Genomic DNA, 21,391 nt, shown 5'->3' on the forward strand with positions numbered 1-21,391 from the left:
TTTTCATGGCTGTCGCCATCGCATGGCTTCTTCAAAAGGTAAGCGACAGGAGCAGATTGACCGATTGGTCCTTTGCCGAACCTGCAAACTGACCCCGATAGCCACCGCTCAGTATCAGGTTGGAGGTTAGCGCCAGATCGATGCCCGCCGACACGGCCATGGCATCTTTCGCCACCGCCATGCCCGTGACAGTGAACGCATCTCCACCATCCAGGAAGCGCATCGTGTCCTTCGGCAAGTGATCGCCCCAGGCGTGCTGCCATCCAAGACTTCCCTCCAGCGCGAATTCACCCTTGGCGCCGAGTACAGCAAGCCCTCGCACGCCCAGCGTCGCATACGTCTGCCGCGACGTAGCCGCATCCACATTCAGTGCTGCATTCGAACCGCGCTCGTGGATGGCGTCGGTATGCACACGCACCTGCGCCAGGCTGAGCGCGGGCTCCAGTATGCCCCGTGGCAGCTCGGTCACATGGCTGGCCTCGATATAGCCTTGGGCGAGATTTGCGTGATATCGCCCGCTGGGTTCGCTCGACAGACTTCCGATGGTCACCGTTCGCTGGCTATCCAGTCGTTCCCAGGCGTATATCGCTGCAGCCCGAAACCGAAAGGCACTCACGCTTGTACTGCCGTAAATGCCAAAGTGGGTTGCCGTGACGTCAGTGGATGCAGACGGGTCATTCATGTGAATGTTGTTTCGGCTACCTCCCGCCAACGCCCCCAGAAGCAGGGTGCTACCTAACGTCATGTCCGCTCCCACCAGAAAGCCGCTGCCGCTTGCTCGCAGTTGCTGGTGTTGCGCGGTGGCGTCGTGGTCACCGCGATGGCCCCACGCACCGATCCAAGTGGAAAACGTGTCACCGCCATGGGCACTTTGACCATTGACGGAGTTCAAGGAGCCCGCCAGGTGATCATTGACGGTTTGCCGGACGTAGTAGCTGTCTTCGACCAGTGCGGTGCGCACGCTGGGATGAAAGTCGCCTGCCAGTGATGCCAACGCGCCACCCACCAGGGCGGTATTTGTCAGCTGATTGGTCAAGTCGGTGATGAGCGCACTGTCGGCGGGCAGGCTATCCAACGCAGCACCGACAGATCGTTGATTGGCATTGCTGCCAAAGCTGGCGAACGTGAGGTCATTGCGTTGTACCGTGAGCAGGATGCCGCCATTGCCATAGGTCAACCCATATCCAAGAAAAGGGGTGATGCTGCCGTCGACGGCGTCAAACTGGCCGCTTGTCGTTCCGGCGACCTGCAAAAGTTGGAGCTGCGTTCCCGGGGTGAGGCCTGCGGTGCCGATAGGGATTACCTGCAACGTCGCGCCCGGCTCGATCACGACATTGCCGCCGACCGTGATGCTGTCGTGCAGGCCCCGGCCGGGATCGATTTCAGCCTCGTAGGTCGACCCGGATTGCATGGTGAGGTCACCATCGACGTGCAAAGTGCCCGGCGAATGCCCAGGCGCGATAGCGCCCGCCGCGATGACGGTGCCGACGCTACCGGAGCAGGCCAGGGTGCCACCTTGCCCGACGTTGATGACGCCTCCCAATGCACCATCGACACAGAGGGTTGCGCCATTCCGGACGGTGGTAACGCCAATGAAGAGGCGGCTGTCCGCCGTGAGTCGAGTGAATCCCGCGTCGACATCCATCGTGCCGTTGCCACTCATGGCCGACGCAAAATCGTAAGTACCGGCCGTGTGGTTGAACGCCAGGCGGCTGGTGGGGGCGCTGAACACCAGCGTCGGCGTACTCAGCAAGCCCGGCGTCGAGGTGAGTGCCGCGCCTGACGGGTTGCCAATGACGATGCTGCCAAGCTCGCCCAGCGTCATTCCGCCCGAGACAATCACCTGGCCCTCATCCGCGACTTGCAGGGTGCCGCCATTCGTCGCTGTCATCGTGCCGGCAACCTGCAAGTGGGAGTCGGCGTCATGTACCGCCACCGTTCCACCCGACCCGGATGACTTGCCCGTGACGGTTCCGGATCCCGTGACCGTCATCGTGCCGCCCTTGGCAATCTCCAGCAGATCGTTGTTTCCCTGGCCGACGACAAGAACGGTTTTGTTCACGGCGCCCGAGCCGATCTCGAGTAGGGAGCCGACCCCTGATACAAGAACCGTCCCCGTGCCGACCTTGCTGCCGTTTGAACTTCCAACCAGGAAGGTATTTCCCGTAAAACGGGCGGTGCCAGCGTCCAGGATACTCAACACCCCTTTGCCGCCACGCCCTATCTCCAAGCCGTTGTCGCTGTACCAGGTGGATCCGGCTCCCGAAACAGTTACCGAGCCCTGGCCGTTCAACTCGGCCTGACCACGCCTGGCGTCTGCCGCCATGGCGACGCCAATGACGCTATCGAAGTAACCGACGCCTTCCGCCGGGCGGGCACGATTGATCAGCTGCCCGCCGTCGCGAACGTCAACGGTGCCATTGAGCAAATTGAGCCCACCTCCATAGCTGAGCGTCGAATTTGCGCCGGATACGCTGATCGCACCGGTGCCGCCGCTGACATCGCTCTGGCCATTCCAGCCGCTCCTGCCTCCAAGTCCGAAACCGACAAGAAGTTCGCTACCGGGACTGGCGATTCCCAGTTCGACCGTGGCGCCGTTGGTGATGGATAGCGAGCCTTGTCCCGCGTAACCAATCAATGCATTGGCGTTCACCGATAGGGAGGCCCCCGCACCGTCTAACGCCACGCGTCCGGAACTGCTCTTTGAGACACCAAGGATCATGCCAAATCCGACGCTTGGCTCGGCACCGACGACTTGCAGCGTCCCACCTGGGGTGACATCCAGTTCGCCGCTGCCAGAATTGCCCACGATCAGCCAGCCGATGGCGTCGTTGCCAGCGATGCGGGCGATGTTTGGGGTGGACCGATCAATATCGGTGCCAAGCGTGGCTCCCGGAGGAATCGTCCAGTTCCTCGGCTCATGCCAGTCGGAAGAGACACCACCCGTCCATTGTGCCGTCTGCGCCGCGGCCATGCGGGCATCACCCAGCAGCAGGACCAGGCCAATGGCGATGGCCAAGGGCTGATGATGTGCAGTCCTGATTCGGTCGGCCCGGGCACGGCACAACAGTTTCGCCGCAGGTATCTTCATCGTTGTTCCCCACGATAGGGCGGATCGCCTCTGTCCATCCCGGGGTCCTTGAAGCTGAGCGAACAGCTCGACGCTTCGGACCCGGAACGCTCGTTGCCGGGAACTATCAGCAGTTGCGGATGCCACCGCCTCCCTCAAATGAGGGAGACATGGCCACCACAGACGCATTTGTTTCACGATGAGTGGGCCAGGCGGGTGGCGCGATACACACAGCAGTGTGTTAGCCCCTCTTGGCTGTGAGTGCCTTGCAGTCCGTTGGCTGGGTGGGGGCCCGGATCCAAACGGCCATCGGTGTCACAGGCGCTTTTTCGCGCCGTGCCAACGTCAAGGCGAGCGCCCAAGTCATGGGCTTCCCTGCCAAGGTTAAGAACGCTCGGCAGGTGTCGTCATCCCCTAACCCTGTCACTGGGCGCAGTTGTTTGAAATAGCCTGATTGTTCTTGCTGGGGGACGTGACTGCGGTGCTTGAGTGTCAGCGCTAGGAGCGAATAGCCGCCTAGCGTCAGCGCTAATGGCCAATTCAGGCATCGTTGTGCTCCCCAATCTCCTTAGGTGCAATCTGATTAGGCGCGCGGGCAGCTTCCCGCGTCCGCGACGGCCTTGGTGAGGGCTTTGCCGGCGACCTGGTCCAGCGGTATGAGGCCAGACGAGGCATTTGCGACTGAGGATTCCCACTGTGAAGATCCTGCGACGTCGGCAGGGATGGCCTCTGGCAAGGGACCCCCAGCCACCTCTTGAAAACTTAGCAAATGCTTAGATTGGGCAATCAGATGCACGGACTACCCAGATTTTGTGATCTCAGTCCCTTGCGTATACCTTGCGATTCGCCGTAGCTGGCTGGCAGACTAATCGTAAGAGAAAGCGCTAGGCGCAATTAGCTGCGCCTCCCGTTCTCGACAAGGATGTCGAAAGGGGTTGGTCAAATGGCGTGTAGTCGGGGCTCAATCACCGGCCGGTACGGCAGAAGTACTCTCAGACATCGACTTCGACGTGCAGCCCGGCGAGGTCATCGGCATCGTTGGGCGCTCTGGTTCAGGTAAGAGCACCCTGACGAAATTGGTGCAGCGCCTATACGTGCCAGAACGTGGGCGCGTCCTGATTGATGGACATGACCTGGCGCTGGCGGACCCCGCTTGGCTTCGGCGCCAACTGGGTGTCGTTCTCCAGGAGAACTTTCTCTTTAACCGAAGTGTGCGAGATAACATCGCGATTGGCGATCCAGGCATGCCAATGGATCGCGTCATACAAGCTGCACGGCTGGCGGGCGCGCACGACTTCATAGTTGATCTTCCGCAGGGCTATGACACTACGGTGGGCGAACATGGTGCAAGTCTATCGGGTGTCCGACTACGAAGCACTCTTGGACAAGAACTATGTGCCGCGGCAGGAATACCTTCTCCGCAAGCAAGAACGCATCAATGCGGAACGTGACCTAGCCGCGCAGCGCAGCAAGGCACAGGAACTGAGATCCGCGATCACGGGGGCACGTGAGGAATTGGCATTATCTGTCGCCGATCTTCGACGACAGACTTTAGATGAACTGCGTCAAGCGCGAGAGCAAATCGCACAATACGAACCTGAGGTCGCAAAGACCAGGCAGCGCAACGCTCAGATGGAGCTCCGCGCTCCAGCTAACGGCACCGTCCAACAGCTCGTTGTGCACACTATTGGCGGTGTAGTCACGCCTGCGCAACCGATCCTTTCGGTCGTACCAGATGATGAACCTCTGGAGGTCGAGGTAACCATCCTGAACAAGGATATCGGCTTCATCCGGCCAGGCCAGGAGGCGGCCGTTAAGATCGACAGCTTTCCTTATACCCGATATGGCCAGGTAGAAGGTCGAGTTGAAAGCGTTTCGCACGATGCAATTCAAGACGAGAAGCTTGGATTGATCTATTTGGCGCGGGTGGCTATTGAGAAAAACTCGATCGCTGTAGACGGATCGCTAGTTGATTTGACACCCGGCATGACGCTATCGGTTGAGATCAAGACCGACAAGCGTCGTGTGATTGACTACATCCTATCGCCACTAACTCAGATGCGAAGCGAGGCAATGCGCGAGCGATGATACCACGGTCATTTCTCGCCAGAATAGAAACGGGGAGATGGGAAGCATGGCAACGATGACAGCAATTGATTTCGCCGCGGTCGGATCGCTATGCGGCGGTATCGCGATAGCAATGTTCAATAAGGGACTCACTGACGGTGCCAGGAATGGGGCTGCTCGCGTCGCTTGGTTCCTTGTAGGGATCGCATTCGCGCGCGCAGTGTATAGAGGAAGCCTCGGACTCATATACGCACTTGAAGTAGGTGATGTTGTTGCCGGAACCCGAGGCGGTGGAAATCTCCTGTTTCATCGGGATGAACATCCACTGTGGTTCTGGCTGGCCGTCTCTGCGCAAACGACAGGCATGGTAATGGTTGCCTTTCTGGCGTGTACCTGCATCTGGAAAGCCCTAAAAAAGGGCGGTTGACTCAATCCTCAAGGAAGCTGAACCATCATGCAGTTGACTTGGGATACGCCTCGTTGACCATGCCCGTCAAAGTACCGCTCGCCAACGAACACGGTGTACACAACACCATCTAAGTGGTCGTTCCGGAGCGCCCACGTATGTGGCGCTCCGGAACCAATAGCCGGGCTTAAGTCGTCGAGGGTAATATCACAGATGCCATTAGACATCTTGAGTGGCTGCATCGTACTGTCTCATCTGCGATGGAATAGCCTCAATCCGCCGTCTCGCTGGGAAACGTTGTTTACGCTCGCGGTCTTGATCGGAGGCGCCATTACGGCTTTCTGGCCTGTCCTGTCGAAATGGTGGCGAGGACGTAAATAAAACTCCCGGAGCTTGTTATAGGACGACGAAGAAACCCTCGGAATTACTGACGGCATCCTGCAAGTGCGGAACAGAGACATTCCTTGGCAAGTTGGGACCTTGTTGTATTGGGCACGCTAGAGCCGAATTGATATCTGACTCAAGCTGTCCGCGGCACTCGGATGGGATGGCTTCAGGCCACTTCGCGCTACCGAATTGGTACCTGAAGATCATCCAGCGCCGTAACGGGTGCTGGCCAATTGCGCTAAACACGCCTTGACGAGCCCTCGGCCACGAAGGCCGGCCATTCATTTGGAACGGATGTTATGGAGGCCGTAGTGATTCCTGCCAGAGCGCCTGTGAGCGTCATCGGAATGCGGAGCTCAGGTCGAGGTGGCATGGCGAAGTCGACGGCATGATCGATGCTCTCGGAGAATTCAAGTACATCGCTCAGGTAGGCACGCAGATATCCACCGGATAAGCTGCGCAATCAGCATTGACAAAGGGTTCTGACAAGGTTCTTTTCTCTCTTAGGCGAGCACTCGGTGGACTGCGCCCGGCCGGTCGAAGGTCGTGACTTGGCAGTAGTTGGTGATATGACCAATCCTAAGGCTTAGTGGCCTTCGCCGCGGTTGCTGTGTGCCTCATTTCTATCGCCTCAGCCTGTGCGTTAGCCAGCTCCGCCACTGTGCCTCGAATGACGTGGTCCTTGAATTGGATCGGGACCAGTGTTGATAGTTTGCCCGTCGCTGTCGAGCAGGCGTCGCTGACACGCCTGATTCGGTTCGGCAAGATGGGGAACGTCACTCGCTGTTCGGCAGTCATGCGCTCGGCAGTCACATTCTTGTACCCATTGAGGTCCGCCACCAATTGATTTCGCATTTGAATGCACTGTGCCACCGTAGCGGCGATGTCCGAAGGTCCTTTCGCTAAATAAGCGATCTGATCGGCGGATAGATCGGCTGATGCGATGCGACCGCTTAGGTGTTGAATGAAGGCAAGGCCGCGCTTGTTCGGCTGAATCATGAGTGCGTCGGGCGATCGCAATCCGATGCTCTTCAATCGCCAGTCGGCGTCTTTGGTCGAATCTACTATCTCGTTTAGACGCTCTTTGATTAGCAGAACCGTGGCCAGGAACAACGCTTCGTCCGCATTTTTGCTTCTGTCATCCGCGGCTTTGGCCAGGGCGAGCGCTTTTTCGCTCGTCTGTCCTGCGATATGTGTTTCGACAAAGCTTGCGATAGCCACGAAAAGGCTGAAGACCGCAGCCATAAGTGCTGCCACGGAGATTTTGTCCGATCGTATCCATCCTGTTTGCGAGGAAGTGGTGGTCGGAGGAGGCAGCATGCTCGGCGGCGGTGATGGGGCTGCAGAATCGGTAGTGGGGGCTGCGTTTGGTGGGTTGGGGTGTGTCATTCGGTGGGGCATCCAGTGCAAATGTCGTGGAGTGAGCCGATCTTCGACCCTTGGTTCCATCGCGAGTGATCACTTGCTGAAGTTCGATGATGCGTTGTAAGTATCGCTTGAAGTCATCTATCGGTTTCATGCCTGCGCACGAGCCAACCCGCACTGAGCCTCATTTGGGTGTTCTGGTTCGCCGCAGCCCGCGACGGGCGTAATAGGGCCGCCCAGTGCCAGCGTTAGGGGCTAGTGCCAAGGTTAGGGGCGTCAGTGCCAGAGTTAAGGGATGTCGACAACAGGTGGGGCGGAAGGAAAGGGCTTGACCCTGGACCTTGATCAAAGGTCTAGACTATGCCCCATGAACACAACCTCCGCCTCCCTGACTATTGGTGCCGTCGCCAAGCGCGTCGGCGTGGGTATCGACACGATCCGCTTCTATGAGCGCGAAGGGCTGCTGCCGGAGCCGCTGCGGCGGGCTTCGGGTTATCGCAGCTACGACGAGAGCGCGGTCCGCCAGCTGCGCTTCATCCGTCGCGCGAAGGACCTTGGTTTCACGCTGGAAGAGATTCGGGATTTGCTGGCGCTGTCCGCTGACCGGAGTCTGGGCGTGAAGGCCGTGAAGCAGCGGGCCCAGGACCGCCTGGCTGCCATTGACGAGCGCATTGCCGAGCTGACGCGCGTGCGCAACGGGCTGGAACAATTGATCGATGCCTGTCCGGGACATGGTTCGCCGGACCAGTGCCCGATCCTGCGCGCGCTGGTCGATGAGGAGTCGCAGGCATGAGCACGGAGAAGCACGCTTGCTGCAGTTCGGCATCCAGGGACGAGGCCGCTCCGACCACGGTGGCGGGTACCACGCCATCGCCACACGGCGATGAGCATCACGCCCATCACCATCACGGGCACGATCATCACGCGCTTCACGATCACGCCATGCATCACGCGAACACCGTCAAGGACCCCGTGTGCGGGATGACCGTGGATCCGGCCAAGGCGAAGTTCCAGGCCGATCATGATGGACAGACCTATTACTTCTGCGCGGCGCGTTGCCACGACAAGTTCGTCGCCGATCCGCAGAAGTACCTGCAACCGGCCGAGCCTGAGCCCGTGATCCCGGGCGCGATCTACACATGCCCGATGCATCCCGAGATCCAGCAGGTTGGCCCGGGACATTGCCCGAAGTGCGGCATGGCGCTCGAGCCAATGATGCCCACGCTTGACGAGGACGACGGGCACGAAGTGACGCAGATGTCGCGGCGATTCTGGACGCTCGTGGCGTTGACGCTGCCGGTATTCCTCCTGGCGATGGGGCCGCACTTGTTCGGCTGGCATCTCCCTTCGCCGTGGGGCGAGGTGGCGGCGTGGACCGAAATGGCCTTGTCGACGGTCGTCGTCCTGTGGGGTGGCGCAAGCTTCTTCAAGCGCGGCTGGCAATCGCTGAAGCCGTGGTCGCCGAACATGTACACCCTGATCGCGCTGGGTACCGGCGTGGCATGGATTTACAGCATGGTGGCGTTCTTCCTGCCAGGTATGTTCCCGGAGGCATTCCGGAACGCGCACGGTCGCGTGGACGTCTATTTTGAATCGGCTGCGGTGATCGTCACGCTGGTGATGCTCGGTGATTTCCTTGAGTTGCGTGCGCGTCGCCGGACGGGTGCGGCCCTGAAGGCCTTGCTGGGGCTTGCCCCCAAGACGGCGCGTCGCGTCGAGGCCCATGGCGAGGAAGTCGACGTTTCGCTCGACGAAGTGCACGAAGGCGATGTGCTGCGTGTCCGTCCGGGCGAAAAGGTGCCTGTGGATGGCATCGTGCTGGAAGGACGCAGCCACGTCGACGAATCGATGCTCACCGGCGAACCATTGCCGGTGGAGAAGCTGAAGGGTGACACCGTGACCGGTGGCACCGTCAACCAGGATGGCGCGCTGATGATGCGTGCCGAGAAGGTTGGCGCGCAAACCATGCTGGCCCAAATCGTGAACCTCGTGGCGCAGGCACAACGCAGCAAGGCGCCCTTGCAACGCGTGGCCGATCGCGTGGCGGCGTGGTTCGTCCCCGCTGTGGTTGCAGCCAGCGTGCTCGCATTCATGGCCTGGGCAGTGATCGGGCCCGAGCCGCGCATGGCGCATGCGCTGATTGCACTGGTGTCCGTGCTGATCATTGCCTGTCCCTGTGCGCTCGGCCTGGCGACCCCGATCTCCATCATGGTCGCGAGCGGCCGCGGCGCGCGTCATGGCGTGCTGTTCAAGGATGCCGGTGCCATCGAGGGCTTGCGTGATGTAGATACCTTGCTGGTCGACAAAACAGGCACGCTGACCGAAGGCAAGCCGTCACTGCGCGACGTGGTGGTGCTCGATGCAGTCTATACGCAGGCCGAGCTGCTGGCATGGGCGGCGGCACTGGAGAAGCCGAGCGAACATCCGCTGGCTCGCGCGATTCTTGCCGGCGCGAAAGAGCGCGATGTGCGCGTGCCGGATATCGCCGAGTTTGGCACCTTGACGGGCGGCGGCGTGGGCGGTCGTGTCGAAGGTCGTGGCCTGGCCCTGGGCAACTTGCGCCTGATGGAATCGCTGCACGTCACCGTCAACGACGCTGCCGCAGCGCAGGCGGATGAATTGCGCAAGAACGGCTCGACGGTGATGTTCCTTGCCGTGGACGGAAAGCTCGCTGGCCTGATGGCGGTGGCCGACCGCATCAAGGAGACGACGCCTCGGGCGATCGAAGCGCTGCATCGCGCCGGACTGCGCGTGGTCATGGTGACGGGCGACAACGCCGTGACCGCCGCGGCCGTAGCACGCACACTGGGTATTGATGAGGTGCGCGCGGACGTGTCGCCGGCGGACAAGGCCGCCGTCGTCAACGAACTTCGTGCGGCGGGTCATCGCGTCGCGATGGCCGGTGATGGCATCAATGATGCGCCGGCGCTCGCCGCCGCGGATATTGGCATCGCCATGGGTGGTGGCACGGACGTGGCGATGGAAAGTGCTCAGGTGACCCTGGTCAAGGGCGAGCTCACGGCGCTGGTGCGTGCACGTACCTTGTCGCGGGCCACGGTCGGCAATATTCGCCAGAATCTTTTCTTCGCCTTCATCTACAACGCGTTGGGCGTGCCGCTCGCGGCAGGTGTCCTTTACCCCGTGCTGGGCATCACGCTGTCGCCGATGATTGCGGCACTGGCCATGAGCCTGTCGTCGGTGTCGGTGGTGACCAACGCGCTGCGCCTGAATCGCGTTCCGCTCGACTGATCCCTCAGGGAATGACCGGGCCTGGCACCGTAGGCGCGAAGTCGTGCGGTGCGAGGTTCTGGGTGAGGCGGAATACGCCTTCGTGCACTTTGCGCGGAAGCACGACGTCGAGCACGGTGGTCTGATGCGGCCGCAGGGCGTCGAGCAGATCGTCCGCCGGCGACATCGCGGCGAGCGCGTGATGGACCAGACCATCCAGATCGATGGGCTGGATGCTGGCGGTGTAGGGGCGATGGGATGCGACGGCGGCGCGCAGGTTGCGTCGGGGTGACCTGGGATCGGCAACCCGATCATCGCCGGCAAGCAGCGCGTAATTCAGAAAGAACGAGATGACGTTGGGCGCGAGCTTGTTTGCCTGTCGATCGAGCATGAAGCCTTCGGGCATCCAGTCGGGATTGGGTGGATTGCCGGCGGCCAGCAGGAAGCGTGCGTTTTGAAGGGCTTCGCCGGCATCGTCGGCCAGTCGCACGATCAGCAGGCTGCGTGGGTCGTGAATGTGCACGCGCGCCGGGAAAGGTCCGACACTTTCCAGCTCGACCTTGTTGGCGTCGCGCGCCGCGTTCTCCTGGTCGAACGCGTCACAGAGTCGCGCATAGGCGGCACTGTCCCGTATGGCCAGGCAGCGCAGCGTCGCTTCGATGACGGCGTCCTGGGCGGCGGCCATGATGCCGTGCTCGTCACCGGAATGCGCGGCACCGGGAATGAGCTTGAATGCACTGCGGGGTGCGTGTGTCACATTGGGTTCAAGCGTGTCGCCGCGCGTGGTGGTGGCGCTACGTGTCAGCACGGCGTGCGTGGCATTGAGATTGGCAGCGGCCATGCGCACGACGCCATCGGAGCCGTCTTCGCCGGTGTAACTGTTGAGGTGGTCGTAGAGCTTGCGGTCCGGGCGATCGCCGGTCAGCACGAAGAGGAACTGGTTGCGCGTCGCCGGGTCATTTCCATGAATGTGATCGATATTGAGCGACAGCGATGCGCTGCTGCCCAGTTCGAGCCAGTCGAGAATGCGTTTGCCGGGATCCACGCCGTTGAACCATGCATTGGCGCGCCCGAGGAAGTTCTTGCCCAGCTGGGCCAGGGCCGAGCCGAAGTTGGCCGGTGCCAGCATGACCAGGTGGCTCAGCCGGATGGTGCTGTGGGTGTTCGGGAATTCCCGTTGCGCGCGCAGCCATTCGCGCACCAACGGCCCGCCAGTGGAGTGGGTGATGCAGGCAAAGCTGGCGTCGGTGAGATGCAGGTCGCGCAGGGCGTGATCAAAGGCGCGGACCAGGTCCCCCATCGTGACGGCGTCGTTGAAGCTGACGTACTCGGACAGCCAGATATTGGCGATGCTGATCGGCATGCCAGTGGCAGACGCTTGCTGTTGCAGGCGCTGAGGAAGTGCGCCGTAGGTGGAGGTGTTGGTCACGCTCCAGCCGTGTACGAATACCAGGCTCGTCATGGCTCGACTCCGTGTCAGTGGGTCGAGTATCCATGAAAGACCTGACCGTCAGGGCACCGCCTGACGGCCAGATCGTGAAGGCGTGCGCTCAGTCGCGCATGTCTTCCAGTTCCATGCCCTTGGTTTCGCGGACGGCATAGACCACGAAGCCCAGCGAGAGCAGGGCGAACAACGCATACAGGCCATAGGCGAACGACAGGCCGATTTCGGCCAGGGCCGGGAAGCTGCTGGTGATGGCGAAATTGGCCAGCCATTGGGCCGAGGCCGCCACCGCCAGGGCGATGGCGCGAATGCGGTTGGGGAACATCTCGCCCAGGAGCACCCACACCATCGGGCCCCAGCTCAGGCCGAAGAACACGACGTAGGCGTTGGCGGCCACGAGCGCCACCGGGCCCCAGGGGGCGGGCAGGGTCAGCGCGGCGCCGGTGCCGGTAGCTTGCGAGAAGCACCATGCCATGAGCCCCAGCGTGACGGTCATGCCGGCCGAACCGATCACGAGCAGTGGCTTGCGGCCAATGCGGTCAACCAGGGCGATGGCGACCAGGGTGACCAGCACGTTCACGATGGAAGTGGCGACTGTGATGGTGAACGCGTCCGCCTCGCTGAATCCCACCGAGTGCCACAACGTGGACGAGTAGTAGAAGATGACATTGATGCCGACAAACTGCTGGAACACCGACAGCAGGATGCCGATCCACACGACAGGCAACAGCCCGGCGACCGGTCCGCGAAGATCGCGCAGGCGCGGGCGGTATTCAGAACGCAGGCTCTGCTGGATGTCGGTGACCTTGTGGTCCAGCGCCGATTCGTTGTGCAGGTCGAGTACCTGGCGCAGGACGTTCCTGGCCTCGGCGAGGCGACCCTTGGCGACGAGGTGGCGCGGCGATTCCGGTACGCCGAGGACGAGGCAGCCGTAGATCAGGGCAGGCACGACAGCGACAAGGAACATCCAGCGCCATGCTTCCAGGCCGAGCCACAGTGCTTTGGCCGCACCACCCGCCGTATTGGCGAGAAAGGCATCGCTCAAAAGCGCGGCAAAGATGCCGAGCACAATCGCAAGTTGCTGCAATGAGCCAAGCCGTCCGCGCACCTGGGCGGGCGAGACTTCGGCGATGTAGGTCGGTGCAATGACCGAGGCCATGCCCACGCCAATGCCGCCTACCAGTCGCCACGCTATCAGGTCCCACACGCCGTGGACCAGGCCCGAGCCCAGCGCACTGACAGCCAGCAGCACGGCAGCCACCTGCATGGTCCGCACGCGGCCCAGGCGATCGGCCAGCGGGCCGGCGTACCAGGCGCCGAGCGCCGAGCCGAGCAGGGCGCAGGAAACCGCGAAGCCGATGTGTCCGGCGCCCAGGTCGAAGTTGCCGCGAATGGCGTCCACCGCGCCATTGATGACGGCCGTGTCGAAGCCGAACAGGAATCCGCCCAGTGCCGCTGCGGCGGCGATGAGTACGACACGTGCCGTAGCCCGCTGGTCCAGACCATTGATATCCACTGCGCTCATCAAACCCTCCCCGGTATCGACGCGCTAAACGTTGGCCGATTCTGGCTTGCCCGCGCACGTCTGTTTCATGAATACGTATGCAAGTGATGGTGCAATGCCGTATATCTGCGCAGCCAGTCGGCGAATGCCTGAGTTCGTCGCCTGTTTTCCTACGATGGCGTGGGAAGCATCCGTAACCCTTTGGGATTATCTGATCATGACCTTGCTTATCGTCGTCCTGCTCGTGTTGCTTGGTGTTGCGCTGCGATGGCGGCGCAAGCGCAGCGCGGGAGCGTGGGCCATGGGTTTGGGTGTGGTGATGGGCTTGGGCGTGGGGTGTGGCCCTGTGCCGTCATGGATGCTGCAACACTTGCAGGGTGGCTTTGACAATCGGCCACCGCCGCAGTGGTCAGAGCGCAATGCGATCGTGCTGCTGGGGGCCGGTACCTACACGGTGCCTGGCGAAGACCGGGTCGAGCCAAGTTATTTCGCACAAGGTCGGTTGCTGGAGACTGTCGAGCTTTACCGCGCGTGCAAGTCGGCCGGGGCTGACTGCAAGGTTTTCGTGACGGGTGGCGACGTGCAGTCGCATGGCGTGTCGGAAGCGGAGACCTACCAGCACAGTTTGCTGGCGGCCGGGTTGCCGGCGGCGGACGTGCAGGTAGAGACGCGCAGCCAGAGTACGTGGCAGAACGCGCAGTTCACCAAGCCGATGCTGGATGGCTATGGTGCGCAGCAGATCTTGCTGGTGAGTTCAGCGACGCACCTGAAGCGAAGCCTGTTGTACTTCGCGCACTTCGGGATCAAGCCGCTGCCGATGCGCGGCGATCTGTTGAAGGCCATCTGGACGCCGTATCCACAGGGATGGAATTTCGCAGTGGCCGATGCCGCATTGCACGAGTACATCGGGATCGCGCGGTACTACGTGTACAACGCAATGGGGCTGAATGCGCCGGCCATTCCCGCGCGGGAGTAGCAGGCGCGATCCGGTTGGGTGCGTAGTGGTGTCGGGGTTCCGGCGAACGCTGCCATCCAGCGTCTGTGAGCCGCAAAAAGGGGCGACGCTTTCCAGGTCGCCCCCTGCACATCAACCCGCCTTCTTCAACGAAGCCAGGTCAATCACGAAGCGATACCGCACATCGCTCTTGAGCATGCGCGTATAGGCCTCGTTGATGTTCTGGATGTCGAGCATTTCGATGTCGGAGACGATGTTGTGCTCGGCGCAGAAGTCGAGCATTTCCTGCGTTTCGGCGATGCCGCCGATGGCCGAGCCCGAGATCGAGCGGCGGCCCGAAACCACCATGCCGGCTTGCACGGCCGGTTCGATCGGTTCGAGCAGGCCCACCAGGCACAGCATGCCGTTGACGGCGAGCGTGGCCAGGTACGGATTGAGATCATGCGGCGACGGGACGGTGTCCAGGATGAAGTCGAACTGGCGCGAGACCGCCTTCATCTGATCCTTGTCGGTGGACAGCACGACGTGGTCGGCGCCCAGGCGACGGGCTTCGGCTTCCTTGTCCGGGGTGCGCGTGAACAGAGTCACGTCGGCGCCCATGGCCTTGGCGAACTTCAGGCCCATGTGGCCGAGGCCGCCCAGGCCGATCACCGCGACCTTGCTGCCCTTGCCGATCTTCCAGTGGCGCAGCGGGGAGTAGGTGGTGATGCCAGCGCACAGCAGCGGCGCGGCGGCCTTCAGGTCGAGCTTGTCCGAGATCGACACGACGAACTTGTCCGAAACGACGATGCGCTCGGAGTAGCCGCCGAAGGTCGGCATGTTGTCGCGGCGATCGACGCCGTTATAGGTCCAGACTGCCCCCTTTTCGCAGTACTGCTCGAGGCCGGCGTTGCAGGAGGCGCAGTCCAGGCAGGAGTCGACCATGCAGCCCACGCCGACCGTGTCGCCGACCTTGAACTTGGTCACGTCCTTGCCGACGGCGCTGACGCGACCGACGATTTCGTGGCCCGGGACCATCGGGTAGATGCTGTTCTTCCACTCATTGCGGGCCTGGTGGATGTCGGAGTGGCAGACGCCGCAGTAAGCGATGTCGATCACCACGTCGTTGGGGCGCGGGTCGCGGCGCTCGAAGCGATGCGGCGCCAGCGGGGTGGTGGCCGACTGGGCGGCGTAGCCGTTGATGCTCAGGGTCATGGGGTCTCTCCTCCAGGTGAACGGGTACAGCAAGGCGACAAAGTATGCGGATCGGGTGTGGAGGACAGGTAGCCGATTCCTGCGAGTTCCTTGCCCGATTCTGCAAGTCTCACAGGGCAGGGCTCGCCTCGGTCTGGAGGAACAGGCAAGCTATGGGGGTCCGGTCTTTGTGTCAGTCCCATGAATGCCAAGCTTTCAGAAGTTTCTGCCGTTTCACGCCTCCAGCAGGATCGCGAGGAACTGACAGCCCTGGTTGAACGATTCGCCCCAGCCGAGGGCACGCATCCGACCGCCTGGGCGCCCCTGACGCTGTTCCGCGCCAACTCGAACAGCGTGCCCACCTGCGCGCTTTACGAGCCCAGCCTTGGTCTCGCCCTTCAGGGGCGCAAGCAGATCCTGGTGGGCAAGGAATCCATGGCGCACGGGCCGGCCACCTATCTCCTGACGTCGGTCGATGTGCCCGTGACGGCCCAGGTGTCGTACGCGACGCCGGAAGAGCCGTGCCTGTGCCTGAACTTTCGCTTCGATCTCCAGCGCATCCGCGAACTGTTGCACGACGTACCGGTGGAACCCGCCCCGGTCGGGCCGGCGCGAGGCATTGCACTGAGTCCGATGGATGCGGGTTTGATCGACCCGCTGCTGCGCCTCGTTCGCCTGTTGGCGACGCCGGAGGATCTGCCGATTCTGGGGCCGTTGATCGAGCGCGAACTTTTCTATCGCCTGCTCACCGGCGCGCAAGGTGCGCGTCTTGCACAGATAGCCACGGCGGGTACCCAGGGCAGCCAGATCGCGCGCGCCATCCAGTGGCTGCGCGAGTGTTATGCCCAGCCGCTGCGGATCGATGACCTGGCCGGCATGGTGAACATGAGCGCGTCGTCGCTGCATCACCACTTCCGTGCCATGACGGCGATGAGTCCGTTGCAATACCAGAAGAGCCTCCGGTTGCAGGAGGCTCGTCGCTTGCTGCTCGCCGAGCGCTGCGATGTCGCGACGGCCGCACATCGGGTGGGATACGAAAGCCCGTCGCAGTTCAGCCGCGAATACTCTCGCCAGTTCGGCTCCCCGCCGGTGCGCGACGTGGGCCGCTTGCGCGTTGCCGGTTGATTGAAAAGTGCCGCGCGTGCGGCTCTTTCGTTCAGGGGTTACCGGCCTTTCATCACCATCAGGCGCAGTTCCGACATATCGTCGATGGCGTAGCGCACGCCCTCGCGTCCCAGGCCCGACAGCTTCACGCCGCCGTAGGGCATGTTGTCCACGCGGAAGCTGGGGATGTCGTTGACGATCACTCCGCCTTGTTCGAGTTCGTCCCAGGCGCGCATGGCGTGGTCGAGGCTGTCGGTGAAAATGCCCGCCTGCAAACCGAAGTCCGAGTCGTTGACCCGCGCGACCGCGTCTTCGAAGTCCTTGTAGCGGGAGAGCAGGGCGAACGGCCCGAAGACTTCGAGGCGGTTGACCTTGGCGTCGGTGGGCACGTCTTCCATCAAGGTGGCCTCGAGCATCGCGCCCTTGCGCTTGCCGCCGCAAAGCAGCTTGCCGCCGGCTTTGCGCGCTTCGTCGATCCAGCCATGCAGTCGATCGGCGGCGGCTTCGTCGATCATGGGGCCGAGAAAGGTTTCCTTTTTCTTTGGGTCGCCGGATTTGAGGGCTTTCACGGCGGCGACCAGCTTCTTTTTCAGCGCGTCATAGATGGCGTCGTGCGCATAGATCCGCTGCACGCTGATGCAGCTCTGGCCCGATTGGTAGAAGGCGCCGAAGATCAGGCGTTCGACCACCTTGTCGAGCTTGGGACCCTGATCCCCATCCACGATGCACGCTGCGTTGCCGCCCAGCTCCAGCGTGACCTTCTTGTGGCCGGCACGTGCCTTGAGATCCCAGCCGATCTGTCCGCCCGTGAATGACAGCAACTTGAAGCGTGCATCTTCCACCAGCGGGCTGGCGTGCTTGCCGTCGAGCGTAAGGATGGAAAACGCGCCCTCGGGCAAGTCGGTTTCAGCCAGCACTTCCCCAATGATGAGCGCGCCGATGGGGGTGCGTTCCGCGGGTTTGAGCACGAAAGGACAACCTGCGGCGATGGCCGGGGCAACCTTGTGCGCTACGAGGTTCAGCGGGAAATTGAACGGCGTGATGAACGACACGGGACCGATCGGTACGCGCTTGGTGTAGCCGTGATAGCCATTGAGGCGCTTGGCGATTTCCAGGTTGATGGTTTCGCCGTTGACGCGCACCGATTCCTCGGCGGCAATGGTGAAAGTCTCGATCAGACGCGTAACTTCACCGGCGGAATCCTTGATGGGTTTGCCCGCTTCCACGCAAAGCGCATAGGCCAGTTCATCCTTGCGCTCGCTGAAGCGCTGCACGCAGTGCTGCAGCACGGCTTGTCGTGCCCATGGCTTGAACTCGCGCATGGGGCCGGCGGCTTTCACGGCGGCCGCGATCGCTTTCTCCACGGCTTTCGCATCCGGTACGGCGACCCGCGTGGCGACCTTGCCGGAGTACTTGTCCAGCACGTCCATCTGTTCCTTGGACTGCTGTGCCTTGTTGGCGAGGTAGTAGGGGTATTTCTTGGCAAGCATGGGTGACTCCGTTAGCGAATCGCTGCACTGAGTTGACGGATTTCTTCGCTGAGTATGCGGTGGTTGTCGCTGTAATCGATCAACAGGTCGATGAGATGGACGCCGCCCTCGTCAAAAGCCTTCCTGAGCGTCGGCAGGAAATCCTCAGCGCGTTCAGGGCGGTGGCCCTGGGCGCCGTGCGCCTGGGCGAAGGCGACGAAATCGGGATTGCTGAACTGCATGCCGAAGTCGGGATAGCCCATCTCAGCCTGTTTCCAGCGGATCATGCCGTAGGCGTCGTCGCGCAGCAGCAGAATGACGAGATCCTGCTTGAGGCGCACGGCGGTCTCCAGCTCCTGCGCATTCATCATGAAGCCACCATCACCGCATATCGCCAGAACCTTGCGATCCGGAAAGACCATCTTTGCGGCCATCGCCGACGGCAGGCCCGCGCCCATGGTGGCCAGCGCGTTGTCGAGCAGGACGGTGTTGGGCTGGCGCGCGCGGTAGTAGCGCGCGTACCAGATCTTGTACATGCCGTTGTCGAGGCACAGTACGCCGTCATCGGGCATGTAGCGGCGCGTATCCGCCACCACCCGTACCGGGTGCATGGGGAAGCGCGGGTCGTCGGAATGATCGATCAACTGTTGCTCGAACGCCGCGCGCACTTTGTCGAAGAAGCGGAAGTCCCAGTGGGCCTGCGGTGTGAGTGCATCGGTCAGACGTTCGACCGTATGCGCGATATCGCCCACCACTTCGATCTGCGGGAAATAGACGGTGTCGACTTCGGCGGAGGAGAAGTTGATGTGGATGACGGTGCGACGCCCCTTGTGCATGAAGAAGGGCGGTTTCTCGACCACGTCATGGCCGACGTTGATGATGACGTCGGCGGCATCGATGGCGCGATGGACGAAGTCGCCATCGGAGAGGGCGGCATTGCCGAGCCAGAGGGGATGGTCCTCATCCACGACGCCCTTGCCCATCTGCGTGGTGAAGAACGGCAGGCCAAGCTTGTCGATGAAGTCGCGCAGGGCAACGGCAGTGCGCTGACGGTTGGCCGCCGCGCCGATCATGAGTATCGGATGCCTGGCCGAAGTGATTGCCTCGCCCGCCTGCAGGAGTGCGGCGTCGTCCGGCGAAGGGCGTCGCGCGTACTCGGTGGGAAGCATGATGACTTCATCGACGTCGTCGCGTGCGATGTCTTCGGGCAGTTCGAGATGGACGGCGCCTGGCCGTTCCTCTTCGGCAAGACGGAAGGCTTCGCGCACGCGTGCGGGAATCGTCGGCGCGGAAACCAGTTGCCGGGTGTACTTGGTCAGTGGTTGCATCATGTCGACGACGTCGACCAACTGGAACAGGCCCTGCTTGTGCGTGCGGATCGGTTTCTGGCCGGTGATCATCATCATCGGCATGGCGCCGAGCTGGGCGTAGGCGGCGGCCGTTACGAGATTGGTTGCACCCGGGCCCAATGTGGCCAGCGCAACGCCGGCTTCGCCAGTCAGGCGTCCCCAGGTGGCGGCCATGAAACCGGCGGCTTGCTCGTGGCGCGTCACGATCAGCTGGATGGGCGATTCCCTCAATGCTTCAACGAGATCGAGGTTTTCTTCACCCGGGACACCGAAGATGCGTCGTACGCCTTCGGCTTCGAGCGCCTTCACGAACAATGCTGCTGCTTTCATCGGGGAGCAACTCTGCGTGGTTAAACACAGCGAGGCAGGATGGGGGATGGGGCGTTGGGAAGGGGTGAAGCTGACGAAGACCAAGGTATCGGTCTGGAAAGGCGCATGCGCGCTTCAGTCGCCCGGCTTGGTGACCTTCAGCGACAGCTCGCCATCGGCAAGGCGGGCCCGCACCGGTGTCTCTTCCGGTACGTTTTTCGCGGAGCGAACCACGCGCCCCTCCGCATCAAACAGAATGGCGTAGCCGCGGTCGAGCGTGGCCAGCGGGCTGATGGCGTGCAGGGCGCGCGCCAGTTGATTCAGCTGGGCGCGGTGACGTTCGATGATTTGAGTCATCGCGCGCTTCAGGCGCAGGTCCTGTTCGGCGAGGCGGCGCGTCATCAGGGGGAGCTGCTGTTGCGGGTGGCGCGCAAGCAGGCGCGCGTGCAGTCGTTCCAGGCGGATGCGCCGATCGCGCTGTGCGTTCTGGGCGACGGTCAGCAGGCGATGTTGCAGGTAAGCCAGGCGTTGACGATCGCGCGCCAGTCGGGCTTGCGGGCGCTGTGCCTGAAGCCGGGCAAAAAGGTGGTCGGTGCGCTGGATCAGTGCCTGCATGCGACGTTGCTGCAATGTCGCCAGGCGTTGCTGGAGCTGGCGCAGGTGGCGCGTTTGCGCGTTGATGTCCGGCACGAGCAGTTCGGCGGCGGCCGACGGCGTCGGTGCACGCAGATCGGCGACGAAATCCGCGATGCTGAAATCGACTTCGTGTCCGACGGCAGAGACCACCGGCACGGCACTGGCGTGAATGGCGCGGGCTACCTGTTCGTCGTTGAAGGCCCACAGGTCTTCCAGCGATCCACCACCGCGCGTCAGCAGCAGCGCGTCGTAGCGTCCGCTGTTGGACGCCTTGCGCAGCATGCTGACGATGGCCGGCGGCGCTTCGCGACCCTGCACGGGCACGGGCAGGACGTCGACGTGCGCTAACGGCCAGCGGCGCGACAGGACGCTGAGGACATCGCGAACCGCAGCACCGGTCGCCGAGGTGATCACGCCGATGCGCCGGGCGAAGGTGGGCAAGGGACGCTTGCGTTCGTCGTCAAACAAGCCTTCGGCGCCAAGGCGGGCTTTGAGCTGCTCGAATTCGCGTTGCAGCGCGCCTTCACCCGCCGGCTCCATGTGTTCGGCCACCAGTTGGAACTCACCACGCGGCTCGTACAGACCGACTCGGGCGCGTACCAACACATGCATGCCGTCGGCCGGACGGAATTTCAGCCAGCCGCTCTTGGGGCGGAACATGGCGCAGCGAACCTGGGCGCCGGCGTCCTTGAGCGTGAAGTAAATGTGGCCGGAAGCCGGGCGCGCGACATTGGAGAGCTCGCCCTCGATCCAGACCATGGGCAGGGCATCCTCCAGCAGGTCGCGAACCAGGCGGTTCAGCGTGCTGGGCGTGAGGATGTGCCGGGTCGGCGGGGTGGTCTGGTCAGGCGCTTGCATGAACGCGCGAGACTATCACGAACGCTTCGGATTACATCCGCTTGGCGCCGGCTGAAGAGGAAGATTC

12 protein-coding genes and 2 pseudogenes are annotated in these 21,391 nt (G+C 62.2%); 6 read left to right on the top strand and 8 right to left on the bottom strand.

Annotated elements, in window-relative coordinates; translation table 11 throughout:
• Positions 1-31: 31 nt before the first annotated feature.
• A complete protein-coding gene (locus EYV96_RS02165) occupies positions 32-3,091 on the bottom strand; it encodes an autotransporter outer membrane beta-barrel domain-containing protein (protein ID WP_165488561.1) in 3,060 nt (1,019 codons plus the stop codon).
• 959 nt (positions 3,092-4,050) lie between these two features.
• Between EYV96_RS02165 and EYV96_RS02170 the strand changes: the two are divergent.
• Positions 4,051-4,431: pseudogene (locus EYV96_RS02170) on the top strand (ATP-binding cassette domain-containing protein); the annotation flags it as partial.
• Positions 4,427-5,158: pseudogene (locus tag EYV96_RS02175) on the top strand (HlyD family type I secretion periplasmic adaptor subunit); the annotation flags it as partial. The pseudogenes EYV96_RS02170 and EYV96_RS02175, both read left to right, overlap by 5 nt.
• A 1,351-nt stretch (positions 5,159-6,509) precedes the next feature.
• Here the strand turns inward: EYV96_RS02175 and EYV96_RS02180 are convergent.
• On the bottom strand, positions 6,510-7,187 hold the full coding sequence (locus EYV96_RS02180; protein ID WP_131149879.1) for a hypothetical protein: 678 nt from the start codon (positions 7,185-7,187) through the stop codon (positions 6,510-6,512).
• A 475-nt stretch (positions 7,188-7,662) separates the two neighbouring features.
• Between EYV96_RS02180 and EYV96_RS02185 the strand changes: the two genes are divergently transcribed.
• Together EYV96_RS02185 and EYV96_RS02190 are read left to right on the top strand one after the other, a co-directional pair.
• Complete coding sequence (locus EYV96_RS02185) at positions 7,663-8,088, top strand: heavy metal-responsive transcriptional regulator (RefSeq protein ID WP_131149880.1); 426 nt, start codon at positions 7,663-7,665, stop codon at positions 8,086-8,088.
• Between the two features lie 149 nt (positions 8,089-8,237).
• Positions 8,238-10,544, top strand: coding sequence for a heavy metal translocating P-type ATPase (locus tag EYV96_RS02190; protein ID WP_276320316.1), 2,307 nt, complete (start codon positions 8,238-8,240; stop codon positions 10,542-10,544).
• Positions 10,545-10,548: 4 nt separating this feature from the next.
• Here EYV96_RS02190 and EYV96_RS02195 read toward each other — a convergent pair whose 3' ends face one another.
• Positions 10,549-11,985: a lipase family protein gene (locus EYV96_RS02195; RefSeq protein WP_131149882.1), complete on the bottom strand. Its 1,437-nt coding sequence runs from the start codon at positions 11,983-11,985 to the stop codon at positions 10,549-10,551.
• A gap of 88 nt (positions 11,986-12,073) precedes the next feature.
• Positions 12,074-13,492: a sugar porter family MFS transporter gene (locus tag EYV96_RS02200; protein WP_131149883.1), complete on the bottom strand. Its 1,419-nt coding sequence runs from the start codon at positions 13,490-13,492 to the stop codon at positions 12,074-12,076.
• A 196-nt stretch (positions 13,493-13,688) separates the two neighbouring features.
• Here EYV96_RS02200 and EYV96_RS02205 point away from each other — a divergent pair, with 196 nt between their 5' ends.
• Entirely contained in the window at positions 13,689-14,447 is a 759-nt protein-coding gene (locus EYV96_RS02205; RefSeq protein ID WP_131149884.1) for a YdcF family protein, read from the top strand.
• Positions 14,448-14,558: 111 nt separating this feature from the next.
• Here the strand turns inward: EYV96_RS02205 and EYV96_RS02210 are convergent, their stop codons facing one another.
• Positions 14,559-15,620, bottom strand: coding sequence for an NAD(P)-dependent alcohol dehydrogenase (locus EYV96_RS02210; protein ID WP_131149885.1), 1,062 nt, complete (start codon positions 15,618-15,620; stop codon positions 14,559-14,561).
• 180 nt (positions 15,621-15,800) lie between these two features.
• Here EYV96_RS02210 and EYV96_RS02215 point away from each other — a divergent pair, with 180 nt between their 5' ends.
• Positions 15,801-16,724 (top strand): AraC family transcriptional regulator, encoded by a 924-nt coding sequence (locus tag EYV96_RS02215; protein WP_131149886.1) that lies wholly within the window; start codon positions 15,801-15,803, stop codon positions 16,722-16,724.
• A 38-nt stretch (positions 16,725-16,762) separates the two neighbouring features.
• Here the strand turns inward: EYV96_RS02215 and EYV96_RS02220 are convergent, their stop codons facing one another.
• From EYV96_RS02220 to xseA, 3 genes are all read right to left on the bottom strand, one after another.
• Entirely contained in the window at positions 16,763-18,193 is a 1,431-nt protein-coding gene (locus EYV96_RS02220) for an aldehyde dehydrogenase family protein (RefSeq protein ID WP_131149887.1), read from the bottom strand.
• Positions 18,194-18,204: 11 nt separating this feature from the next.
• Positions 18,205-19,851 (bottom strand): acetolactate synthase large subunit, encoded by a 1,647-nt coding sequence (locus EYV96_RS02225; RefSeq protein WP_131149888.1) that lies wholly within the window; start codon positions 19,849-19,851, stop codon positions 18,205-18,207.
• 114 nt (positions 19,852-19,965) lie between these two features.
• A complete protein-coding gene (gene xseA / locus EYV96_RS02230) occupies positions 19,966-21,324 on the bottom strand; it encodes an exodeoxyribonuclease VII large subunit (RefSeq protein ID WP_131149889.1) in 1,359 nt (452 codons plus the stop codon).
• Positions 21,325-21,391 lie beyond the last annotated feature (67 nt).

The sequence above is a fragment of the Dyella terrae genome, assembly GCF_004322705.1.
Lineage (GTDB): Bacteria > Pseudomonadota > Gammaproteobacteria > Xanthomonadales > Rhodanobacteraceae > Dyella_D > Dyella_D terrae.